General features: G+C 51.2%; 9 protein-coding genes. 1 reads left to right on the top strand and 8 read right to left on the bottom strand.

The features are described from left to right. Positions 1-20: 20 nt before the first annotated feature. The 6 genes from KG007_RS01830 to KG007_RS14125 all read right to left on the bottom strand — a co-directional run bounded on the left by KG007_RS01830 (position 21) and on the right by KG007_RS14125 (position 7,618). Positions 21-1,808, bottom strand: coding sequence for a RagB/SusD family nutrient uptake outer membrane protein (locus KG007_RS01830; RefSeq protein WP_213347138.1), 1,788 nt, complete (start codon positions 1,806-1,808; stop codon positions 21-23). Between the two features lie 11 nt (positions 1,809-1,819). Further along, positions 1,820-5,371, bottom strand: a complete 3,552-nt coding sequence (locus KG007_RS01825; protein ID WP_249413216.1) for a TonB-dependent receptor — start codon at positions 5,369-5,371, stop codon at positions 1,820-1,822. Positions 5,372-5,491: 120 nt separating this feature from the next. Continuing rightward, entirely contained in the window at positions 5,492-6,490 is a 999-nt protein-coding gene (locus KG007_RS01820) for a FecR family protein (RefSeq protein WP_213347137.1), read from the bottom strand. A 39-nt stretch (positions 6,491-6,529) separates the two neighbouring features. After that, a complete protein-coding gene (locus tag KG007_RS01815; RefSeq protein ID WP_213347136.1) occupies positions 6,530-7,111 on the bottom strand; it encodes an RNA polymerase sigma-70 factor in 582 nt (193 codons plus the stop codon). Positions 7,112-7,354: 243 nt separating this feature from the next. Next, positions 7,355-7,486 (bottom strand): hypothetical protein, encoded by a 132-nt coding sequence (locus KG007_RS14095; RefSeq protein WP_213347135.1) that lies wholly within the window; start codon positions 7,484-7,486, stop codon positions 7,355-7,357. A gap of 33 nt (positions 7,487-7,519) precedes the next feature. Continuing rightward, positions 7,520-7,618 (bottom strand): transposase-like zinc-binding domain-containing protein, encoded by a 99-nt coding sequence (locus tag KG007_RS14125; protein WP_449500912.1) that lies wholly within the window; start codon positions 7,616-7,618, stop codon positions 7,520-7,522. Between the two features lie 1,077 nt (positions 7,619-8,695). Here KG007_RS14125 and KG007_RS01805 point away from each other — a divergent pair. Beyond that, positions 8,696-9,610, top strand: coding sequence for a hypothetical protein (locus tag KG007_RS01805; RefSeq protein ID WP_249413215.1), 915 nt, complete (start codon positions 8,696-8,698; stop codon positions 9,608-9,610). A gap of 83 nt (positions 9,611-9,693) precedes the next feature. Here KG007_RS01805 and KG007_RS01800 read toward each other — a convergent pair whose 3' ends face one another. Continuing rightward, on the bottom strand, positions 9,694-10,131 hold the full coding sequence (locus tag KG007_RS01800; protein ID WP_213347134.1) for a hypothetical protein: 438 nt from the start codon (positions 10,129-10,131) through the stop codon (positions 9,694-9,696). After that, on the bottom strand, positions 10,131-11,744 hold the full coding sequence (locus KG007_RS01795) for a thiol-activated cytolysin family protein (RefSeq protein ID WP_213347133.1): 1,614 nt from the start codon (positions 11,742-11,744) through the stop codon (positions 10,131-10,133). Before KG007_RS01795 ends, KG007_RS01800 begins: the two co-directional genes overlap by 1 nt. Between the last annotated feature and the right edge of the window lie 60 nt (positions 11,745-11,804).

Raw genomic sequence — 11,804 nt, 5'->3', positions numbered from 1 at the left:
TGCCGGCGGAATGCCCGGAATTAATCGATCCAATTTTCATTTTGAGTCAGATTCCCGTTCTTCTCCCTTTCGGCAGCGGGAATCGGCCATGTCCAGTTCTGGTCGCCAACCCATTTGTAGGTATAAGTGGTCGTACCCCAGATCTCGGTCAAGCCGTTCCCGGAGCGGAATTTTTTCTCCTGCCAGGTCTTCCACCGCAATTCGTCGAAATAGAGGTGTTCTTCGAACGGCAGTTCCCAGTAACGCTCGTTGCGAATGCGTTCACGCATGTCGTCCTTGCCGGAGACGGTCGTGTAGGCATTCGTGTTGAGCGGCTGCGCTCCGGCGCGTTTGCGCACCTCATTGACATAGGCGACCGCCTCGGAGGTCCGGTTCTGTTCGTTTAGCGCTTCAGCCAGATTCAGCAACACGTCGGCGTAGCGGATCAGCGGCAGGTCGATCGGCGAGTAGTTCTGGTAGACGTGCTCGCGGCCTTCGAAGACGAATTTGCGGATCAGGTAATAGAACTTCGCGTTGGTATCGGTGCGCAGGTCATACGGGGCTGCGTTGTCCGAACCCCGGTACGGCCAGCGCAGGGTATAAGTGACGGCCGAGCCCGTAATGCCGCCCAGGAAGGTCGAGTAGGGCGTGATGACGTTCATGCCCAGCCGCGGGTCGCGGTTGGCATAGGCCTTGCGTATCCGCGCTTCGTTGCCTGAGGGGAGGTATTTGCTCATGTCGGCTCCGTAGGCGGTCATCGTGGCGATCTCCTTGTCGGTCATGTTGTCCCGGAGGAAAAACACCGAACGCTGTTTGGCGGTCATGGTGCTGTATCCGGGCAGGAAATCGTCCCAGTTGAACGGTTTCCCGTCGGCACATTCATACGAATCGACGAACGCCGGGTTGGCCAGGTAATTGTTCCAACCTGCACCTGCGGCGCCGCGGCTGCCGAATGCCCAGCTGAACGGCGATCCGTAGCCGCTCTGTTCGATGAACTGCACCGAGAAAATCATCTCGTCACAGCGTTCGTTTTCCTCCTTGAACAGCATCTTGTAGCTGTCTGCGGTGAAGAGCGAATAGCCCATTTTCGTGATTTCCAGAAAATCGTCCTCCGCCTCTTCGTATTTTCCCAGCCAGAGGTAAGTCTTTCCCCGCAGAGCATAGGCTGCGGCTTTCGTCACGCGCCCGTAGTCGCTGCTGCTGGATGCGTATTTGTCCGGCAGGTTGGGCTCGTCGATGCAATCCTTGAGGTCTGCGAGGACGATCTCCCAGACAGCCTCCTCCGAGGAGCGGCCCCGGTTGGCCTGCGAGGCTTCCACCGGTTCGAGGTAGACGGGCACGCCGTGCCACAGGATGTTCATACGGTAGTAGTACCAAGCCCGGAGGAATTTGCATTCGGCGATGTACTGGGCCTTTTTCGAATCGCTCATGTCGGGAACCTTGTGGATGTTGGCGATAACGTCGTTGGCCCGGTGGATCGGTTCGTAGTATCGTTTCCAGTAGACGAAGTAGTCGTTGCTCCGCGGGGTGGCGTTGCCGCGCAGCATCGGGAGGTTGCCGATCCAGTTGGCGTCGTAATCCATGACGCTGGAGCGGACGTCCCACGCCGGATAGTGGCGCCCGGAGGCACTGTTGCCGTTCGAGGCGTAGTCTTCACGCAGGCAGTTGTACACCCCGACCACGGCCTGTTCCGCCAGGTTGGCCTTTTTCCAGATGTTCTCGGAACTTACGGCATCGGTAGGAATGGTGTCCAACAGCCCGGACTGGCATCCCTGCAGGATGCAGATGCTGGCTGTCAGCAGTATGGCGTATAATCTTTTGATCTTCATTTTCCGTGGTTTTAAAAAGTGACATTGACACCGAGGGCGAACTGCCGCATTGTAACATAACCCACTCCCGTCTGCATTTCGGGGTCCATGCCGCTGAATCCGGTGATCGTCCAGAGGTTCTCGCACGAAAGGTATACCCGGAGGCTCTGCATGCGCAGTTTACGCAGAATGCCGGACGGAAAAGTATAGCCTACGGTCAGGTTTTTCAGTTTCAGGTAGTCGCCCCGTTCGAGGTGAAGCGTGCTGACCTCTCCGTTCTGGGAAGCTCCGCTGTTGCGGCTCAGGCGCGGGTTTTTGGAGGTCAGGTTGGTTCTCGGGTCGTTCGGGTTGGCAGGATCGTAAAAGTAGTGGTCGTCCGCAATGGCCTTGGGAATGGCGTAGCCGAAGATCGTTGCCGACGAATTCTGGCCCACCTCGTACCAGTAGATACCGAATCCGGCGGCCCCGGCCCAGTTCATCGAGAGATCGACGCCTTTCCACGAGACGTAGGCCTGCAGGCCGTAGTTGTATTTGGGCTGTGTCGAGAGGTTCTGGAAATCGTAGTCGTGGCCGTTGCCGTAGACGCCGTCTCCGTTCAGGTCGGCGTAGATATAATCGCCATACCAGATGTTGGCGGCCCCGATCGACTGATTGGGATAAAACGAATAGCCGGCATCTTTCATCGCCGAGAGCCACTGCATGTCTTTCGGCGTGCGGATCATGCCGTCCCTCGGACCGCCGTTGATGTTCACCGATCCGTCGGGATGGAAATAGGTCTGGTCACCCTTGTAGGTCTCCAGCGTATAGAACTCGTTGATCATCTTCCCTTCGATAACCCGGTTGGTCGTTCCGGTCGAGACATCTCCGATGTTGGTCTGGTAGACCCGGTTTCCTTCGCTGTCGGTGGTCCAGCCCCGTTGCAGTTCTCCTTTGTATTTCGAGACCCGGTTACGGTTGTAGGCGAAGTTGGCTTTGACGCCGTAGGTGAAATTGCCTTTCCGGTCGTTCCAGCCCGCCGACAGTTCGACGCCCCGGTTGACCACCTCGGCGATGTTCTCGTAGGGAGCGGTCTTGTTACCCATGGCGGCATAGATGGCCGGGCGGTAGAGGATACCGTCAGTCAGCTTGTGGTAAATGTCGGCCTCGAATATGAGTCTGTTTCGGAGCGCCCCGATCTCCAGGCCGATGTTCGTGATGGCGGTCGATTCCCACTGCAGGAAGCTGTTGGCCAGTGCAGTCATCGCCAGCCCCGAATGGAGCGAGTTCCCCAGCGGGTAGTTCGCCGCATCGTAGGTGGACTGCCACTCGTAGTTGCCGATACTGTTGTTTCCCAGCTTACCCCACGAGGCGCGCAGCTTGAGGTTGTCCAGCGGAACGTTTTCCATGAACCGTTCCTGCGAAATCCGCCATCCGGCCGAGAACGAGGGGAACCAGCCCCAGCGACTCTGCGGTGCGAACCGCGATGAGCCGTCCCAGCGCAAATTCATCTCCAGCAGGTAACGGGAATCGTAAGCATAGGTCACACGCCCGAATACGGACCTCGACGAATATTCGGAATTGCCGCCATAGATTGCCTTCATCTCAGTGGCGGTCGACAGGTCTGTGATTGTTTCGTCGATCAGTCCTGTTTTCTGGGCATCCACGGTATAGGTCGAAGCCTTCATCTCCTCGTATCCGACCAGCGCACCGATTTCATGCACGTCGTTCAGCGTCTTGTTCCAGGTCAGCGTCTGTTCGAACCGCCACCGTTTGTTGCCCAGGGTGTAAAACATGGATGAGAGCTCTTCGGAGGGTTTCGGTGCAATGGCCATCTGCCCCTGGCTGAAACTGTATTTTCCGACGCTCTTCGTATGGTACAGGTCCTCGCGCCAGTAGCGGGTCCAGTCGAAATTGGCGTGGTAGACGAAATCCTTCAGGAAACGTACGTCGGCAAACATCGAGGTATTGATCTGCGAATAGGTGTACGACCCTCCGGTGGATTCGATGTCCCACAGCGGGTTGTGCGACTGCGGGTCCTCCTCCTTCGGTTCGGGAGCCCCGTACATGCCGTCGTAGTAGGGGTAGATGCTCGGGACCATCTTCTTGAATCCCAGTCCGGTCAGCGTTCCCGATGTCGAGTTGCGCTCTACGTCGTTCTGGTAGCCGTAAGTCCTGTTACCCACGGTCAGCCAGTCGGCGATGTTCACCGATATGTTCGACCGGATGTAGTATTTTTTTAGTCCCGAACCGGTGATCAGTCCCGGGTTGTCGAGGTATGTGCCCGAGAAGTTGAAATTTGTCCTTTCGGTGGCCCCCACGACCGAGACGGTGTGCTCCATCATCATCTTGTTCTTGAAAATTGCCTTGTACCAGTCCGTATTGGGGTAGGCGACCCGGTTCGGATAGCCCTTGGACGAGATGCCGTTCGGGTCCTTTTCCGCATTGCGCCACAAGGCGATGGTCTCGGCCGAGAAGATGTCGCCCTGTCCGACGTTGTTGCTCGATTCGTTCATCAATTCCATGTAGTCGGCCGAATTACTGACCAGCTCGATGAGATTGGAGGGTTGGTTGAATGAAAAGACACCGGAGTAGTTGACATTGATTTTTCCCTTGGTTCCCGTTTTGGTGGTGATCAGGATGACACCGTTGGCGCCCCGGTTGCCGTAGATGGCGCAGGAAGCTGCGTCTTTCAACACGGAAACCGTAGCAATATCGTTGGGGTTAATATCAGTGAACGTCTGCTCCATGCCGTCGATCAGGATCAGCGGCGACGACGCGTTGAGGGTTCCCGTGCCGCGGATTCTGAAACTCGCCACGTCACCGTTGGGCTGACCCGAACTTTGCATGACCTGCAGTCCGGCGCTCATTCCGGCGAGGGCTGTCGAAAGGTTGGTCAGCGGCCGAGAGGCGATCTCCTTCGAGACGTTGATCGTCGAGACGGCTCCCGTGAGGTTGGCCTTTTTCTGGACGCCGTATCCGACCACCACTACCTCTTCCACGATCTTGGTGTCCTGAAGCATCTTCACGGCGATGTACGATCGACCGTTTACGGGGATATCCGTGGAAACGTACCCCAGAGCCGTGATGTGCAGCACGGCATCCTTCGGGACATCCAGCCGGAAGTTCCCTTCGCTGCCCGTACTGACACCCCGGGTCGTGCCCTTGATCACGACGGCCGCCCCGATGACGGGATCGCCCGTTTCGTCGGTCACCCTGCCTTCGATGGACCTGTTTTTGGTCGCGGCGGCGGTCTCGGTCTTTTTCTTGGGGGAGATGTGGATGATTTTGGCCCGGACCTCGTAGGTTACGGGCTGTAAAGCCAGCACGATGTCCAGCACCTCGCTGATGCTTTTGTCGGTGACATGGATCGACACCGGTTTACGGATGTCGAGGTCCTGGGGCTGGTAGATAAACGAATAGCCGAAGCGGCTGCGCAGTTGTTCCAGGACGGATTCGACCGTCGCTTTTTCCATCGAAAGCGAGATCCGGGGCTCTTCGTGTTGGGCGGATGCGTGCCCGAACAGCAACAGGACTGCGGCGAGCGAGGCCACGAGCCATCTGAACGGAATCCCCGGCTTAACTTTCAAATGAGGATTTTTTTTCATACATTTGTAGTGATTTAGGTTATTATGAGACAGATTGATAGCTTATTTCAGGCCGGGGAGTGTGCGAACTTTCCGGCTTTCTGTTTTATATCGGATTATGTCATAGGCAGTTCCTCCCGTTTATTTGATTGTTATGACACCTGTTTCCTCGTCTTTGACAATCTGCATGCTGCCATTGTAGTTGATGGCGCTGAGCATTTGTCCGAGCGATTCCCCGTTGACGAATGCGAGCGTGTAGCGGGCCTCCTGCAGTTTTTTGCCGAGGACGACGATCTTCACGTCGAATACCCGTTCGAATTGAGCTGCGATCTCCGACAGGCTCTGGTTGTTGAAATAGAATCCACCGTTGCGCCACGAGCAGTAGGCGTCCGTCGAAATGTGCGTGCGTTCGATATCTCCGGAGGTCCTGTCGTAACGGACGACATCTCCGGGACACAGGGCTACGCTGCCTTCCTTTTGCGCCCGGTCCGTATACAGAAGGACCGAACCCTCCAGCAGGCTTACCGTCACGGCATTCGCATCTTCGTAGGAATTGAAGTTGAATCTGGTGCCCAGGACCTTTATGCTGATGTCGTTGGCCTTGAGGATGAAGGGGCGTTTGCGATCCTTCTCCACGTCGAAGAAGGCTTCACCGGAGATGAAGACCTGGCGGCTCCGGCGTCCGAACTTCATGGGATAGATGATTTTAGAACCCGAATTGAGCCAGACCATCGTGTTGTCCGGCAAACGGACGGAGTCCTGCCGGCCGTTGGTAACTGCGAATTCGAGGTAGTCAGGGTCCGGGGCAGAAGAGCGGCTCCATAGGAAGATGCTGCAGATAAGCAGGGGGATAGTCAGTATGGCTGCGATGTTGCGGATGCGTCCGAAAAAGACCCGGAACGCCGGTTTTCCGGATGGATGCGGGAATCCTCCGACCGACCGTTCGAAATTGCGGAATGCACTCCGGCTTTCGGCAGGCTGCATGTGTTCCGGAATCCTGTTCCAGTGCTCTTTCAGGGCTGCAGTCAATAGGGGATGGTCGCGGTTGACGGCGATCCATTGGCGTATGGCTTCGCGCTCCTTCCGGGGAAGTTCCTCGTTCAGGTACGCTTTTATTTTTTCCGGTGCGGGTGTCTCCATGATCGGGTGCGTTTATAAAGTAGACGCACATTCCCGACCTCATACCCAATCGGAAAATAAAAAAAGTATAAACAGGGACACGATGTCTTTCAGTGCAAACCGGATATCACTAAGCGCCAGCGATATATGCCTATCGACGGTGCGCTTGGACAGTTGCAGCCGATCGGCGACCTCTTGATTGGTCAGTTTTTCTTCCCGGCTCAACCTGAAGACGAGCTTGCGTTGTGGGGGCATCTCCTCGACACACTTCTCGACGATACGCTCCATTTGTTCCATGTCATAGGTAAGCGACAGCCTGTCGGAATGTTCCATGCCGTCGAGCAGGGTGTACTGCTCGTATCGGGACCTGCTGCTCCGGCGCCGGAGGAAGTCGAAGGCTTCGTTGCGGGCAATGGTGAACAAATAATTGTCCAGCGAATTTACCCGGGGAAGCTCCGCACGGTTGATCCATATCTTCATAAAGACATTTTGGGCGATGTCGCCGACGGCGTTGGTGTCGTAGAGAATCGATTTCACGAACCGGCACACCTTTGTATAGTAACGGTCGAAGATATATTCATAGGCTGATGCGTCCCCGTCGGAAAGCCTTTTGAGAATATCTTTATCAGATGTGCTGGTCATGATTCGGTTAGTATGTGGCTAAATTAAGTATATTTTACCAAAAAAGCGAATCCCATTAAGCGATTATTCGCAAACCCCTCGTTTTAATATATTACAATTAGCCTGATACGATAATTACGAATCTCACTCAATAAAACAATTATTACGTATTGTATAATTTGCATAATCTTCGTTTTCTCCACCATTGAATTGGTCTCTGCTGTTCTTCATAGGCCTGCGTATCGGCTAAGTCCAATACTGTATCTACAATGCCGAAACAGGATTCGCGGCATGGCTTTGTTGCTCGTGTTTTCGTTCTTGATACTGTTCTACGGTTCTTGCCGTGCTTCGAATTCCCGTACCTTCTTTGGTGTAAAGAACGATCTTTTCGTTCAACCCGGGAGAATAAGCATTATACGTATATCCTTCTTATTGTTTCTTGCGACAGCGTTTACATTGATACCTTTGAGTGCCGTTGGCTTGATACCCGTCTTTTTTACACTCGTGTCCGCAAAATTTGCAAATCATTACCCCCTAATCTGTAACATGAAGCCCGGTAAGTCCGGACAAAAATCATTTAGCTCAGTTTTCGGGGAGGGGCAGAAATAATAAGGGCGACCCTAAAGTCATTCATGATTGGAAGATTTTTTCTTCCGACTTTTTGGTGTTCACTCTGTCTTTGCGAAAGACGGCGTTAATGCTGATATTCATTTGTTTGCATTGTTGCGCAAACAAGTTTAACCAACCGATTTAGTGTTAAACAAAGTGTTAAACATTTCCCCGAAAACACCTTCTTTCCCGTCCGAAAATGCCCGACGACAGGGCAGGCGCACAAAAACAAAAAGACCGATAATCATTGATTATCAGTCTTTTGCTTTGTACCCCCTCAGGGGCTTATCTTGTCTTTTTTGTAAGGTCTTGTCTAATCGCGTATTAGAGAGACGGAGTAAACCGTTTTTCTCATTTGGTTACGTTTTAGTTACGGCCTATGGTAAAGAACTTAGTTGGCAAGTATTGTCTAGGGTTTGGCCGTCCAATGACTTGTTTCTGTATGTAAAGGTAGTAAAAGTAACTGAAAAATGCAAATATTCTGATTAGAAAAATGTTAAATTGAAAAATGGGGTATGAACCTGCCAATGACATAGTCTTTAATAGTAAAAAAACGACAATAAGTAATGGTTGAATGTAAAATATTGTATTAATAATTTGTCGTTGTACTAAAAATTATGTAAATTTATTGAGAACGGAAACTTGACTATGAAGAATATGGGGTGACGGATGTATGCGTGATAGGTATTGACACACATAACTCCTAATCCATAGCTTATGAATGATGCAAACCTGAATGGCAAAACGCTGAAACAGCTTTTGCGGTATCTTCAAAGTAAAGCACTTGAAGATAAACTGGAAGTCTTTGCAGAGGGCTTTAGCAAACTGATCTGCAAATTAAATGAAGTCGCCTCTAATCCTATTGACAAGTTGCGGGGGCTAAAACAAATCGAGGTATATGTAAAATATACAAAAAAAACTGCGCTTGCCAAACCACAAACGCAGACTGATTTATTGATCGAACTACTCGACATTGAAATCGAAATGTGCGTGTTCATGTTTAACAACAATCTGCCTACGCTGTTAGCCGAGCAGTATAGGTTCGGCTCGATTACTGAGTACCGAACCCTGCTGAATCTCTATAATGTCGATCTGGAGGAACGCAAGGGCGAAGCCGACGGTAAGCGGTGGAACGGCATCGTTTATACCGCCACCGACGAACAGGGCGCGTGGGTCGGCTCGCCGATCAAATCCTCGTCCCTGACCCCGAAAGGCGGCTACAAGTTTCTGCAAAAGCAGATCGTCAGGAACGACGCCGACATCAAATCCGAGCAGATAAAGGGTCCCATTCGTGCGACCGTGGCCCGCGCCATGCACCGCGCCCGGACGCAGGACGAGTTCGTGCGCCTGCTCAAAGCCGACGGCATCGACGCCGTATTGCGGGAGAACAAAGACGGACGCATCACGGGCGCAACGTTCGTAAACCACCGGACGAAAATCGTGCTGAACGGCTCCCGGCTGGGTAAGAGTTATTCGGCCAATGTCTTTCAGGAGTTGTTCAACAATCCCCATGCGGACCGGGCGTCGCTGCTTCCGAAGCTCATGGCCCCGGCTCCGGCGACACCCCGGCAGCAGGCGGCGGAACAGCCCAAACCGCAGCGTTCCGAAACAGCCGTACCGCCGCGCGTCGTGCCGCCTGCAGGTCAGACAGCAGAACAGCCGCCGAAGCCCGCCCCGACACCACCGCGGCAGACGGAGAAGATCCACACGGAGCCGCGCGGATTATCTCCGCAGCCGCGCCCGGCGCAACCCGCATCCCGCGGTATCGGCGAAAGCCTGTTCCGGGCCGCGAGCGACCTGCTGGGACAACTCGCCGAGGACGGCCCCATGTCGCAGGAAGAGTTCGAAGCCCTGCGGCAGAATCTTTCACGCAAGCGCAAACGCCGCAAGAAGCAGGGTATTTCACGCTAACAAAACAGGCCGGACGAGAATTTCGTCCGGCCTGTCTTCATACATAGTACCGAATATTAATTTTGAAAGCGTCAGATTTGCTATTATTTATCTTTTCGGGAGAGAGGGCAATTATCTTGATTTAGAGGTTTGCCGAGAATAACATGGTATTCACTTCCGACTAATGAATATTCGTAAATATCCTCAGTAGAAGGCCCCATTTGACCACGACGATCTTTTTTTCCAGGCGCATAGTCATACATCCAAATTATAGGATCGTATCCAATTTTTTCTGCGCCGGGGTCTCTCCTACCACCCACATAGTAAGTATACGGCCATCCTACATCCATCGATGTTTCTTGTCCGGCATTTTTTATTTCTACTGTTTTTGTTGTGACCTCTTGTTCTGTTCTGCCATCCGGATAATGCGTGATACACGTATGCTTTAATAGAACATTAATCGGTAATGCAGCATGTGTAATCGTGGATACTTTGGCTCTATCCCGGTAGAATTTGACATATACCCCCCCCCAACCTCTCATTACTCATCTCTGCGAGAGAGAGGTGTATTATTCTGATTCAAAGGTTTCCCAATAACAACAAAGTTATCGTTATCTTCTATCGAATATTCATACTCGCATTCAATAGCATCAGTTGTTGAGTATCGTCCTGAACCGGGTGGTTGATATGTATACATACTTATTATCGAATTATAGTCGTATGTTACGCTACCACCTCGACCATAGCCTTTTATATATTTCCATGAGACGCCGGCAAATGTATCATTCCCGGCATTTTGTACCTCAGTTTCAGTTATTGTAGTAGTAGTTTTCGTAGCACCTGATTTCGGAAAACGCCGTTCTGTTTTTTTCTCAATTACCTTAAAAACGATTCTGGGATCAGCTATGGTTTTTACTTTCGCCCGATCTCTATAAAAATTGATGAATAACTCACCATGCCCCCTTATTTTAGAAAGATTGTCCAAATACCCAGGCTTATTTATAATACCTGCATATTGCTTGTTGCGAGGAAGTATCGTTACAGGTCTTTGTATTAATTCCACATATACCGGTTCTTTTTTTACGCTGAATTTGAAATTGATGCTTAAAGGAGAATTATCCTTTACATTATTAAAGGTGCAAAATATGGGCGCACCAGGTTGGTCCCTGCTGAATGATCCTTTCTTGATGTGTTGAATAAACCCATTGAGACCCGAAAAAGACTCAACTGAGGTGCTTCCATTGCCTCCAATCAGGTATACTTTAAAATCACAACCACTCAAAAACGATTGTTCTTCTTTTGTAAAAGTCGAGGAACTGCTATAAAAAATAGTCCTAAATATATTCTCAATATGAACTTTTGCATCGAATGCAGTTTCATTTGTTTCCAACGCCAGAATGCCTAATCGACCAAAGGTGATGGAATTTAAATACACCGTCGAATCAATCATATTTGCCGGAATGCTTGCAATCTGTCCTTGTGGGTAGTCCATAATCGCCTTATAGCTGCTCTGATAGAATTTTATATACAATCCAGTCGCCTTATTTATTAAATGTTCCGTGCTGGAAGAACTTGAAGATGAACCCCAAAAAATATTATTTATATTAGTATTACTTCCGAAGGCAACTTTCAATTCATTGTAGGATGAGAATTGTTCCGTTGAGAAGCTAAATTCGCCATTTTGTAAAAATGTACCGTTGCCAGTTTGCTCTTGAATATAAGCCATAAATCTACTGTATGCAGGGTTTTCAATCTCCTGCGGAGAAGTTCCAGGCAGAGTGAGCGACACGGTTATCGGCTCTCTGGGATAGATCAGCGGTTTATAGGCGCAGTTTGCAACGGAGCCTTTAGTCATAATGTTGCCTATCCAGATATGCGGATGCAATTCCGGCAATACCACAGATTCAAAGCATTCTACTTTTCGAATCTCTGTAAAGGGATCGTCGCCCATGGCTCTGGTTGCAGGCCCCGACCCATTCTCGGCCACAGCCCCAAGAATATTTCCGGCACTTCGTGTCGTATTGATGTCGATAACGATGTCAGACGTTTTAGTGGATTCGGCTTTTCCGGCTCCGTTCGGACTATCATCGACCTTAGTGCAGGATGCTATTAATATGCTGCATACAATAGCCCCGAAATATATTATTCGTTTCATAAATTACGGTTAGGATTAGTAGGGTAGAAATATTATTTTTTCGCATAATTGATTGTTAAG

Source organism: Alistipes montrealensis (genome assembly GCF_018362775.1).
Lineage (GTDB): Bacteria > Bacteroidota > Bacteroidia > Bacteroidales > Rikenellaceae > Alistipes > Alistipes montrealensis.
Note: the sequence above shows the minus strand (reverse complement) of the source record. Positions and strands in the feature narration are given on the sequence as shown.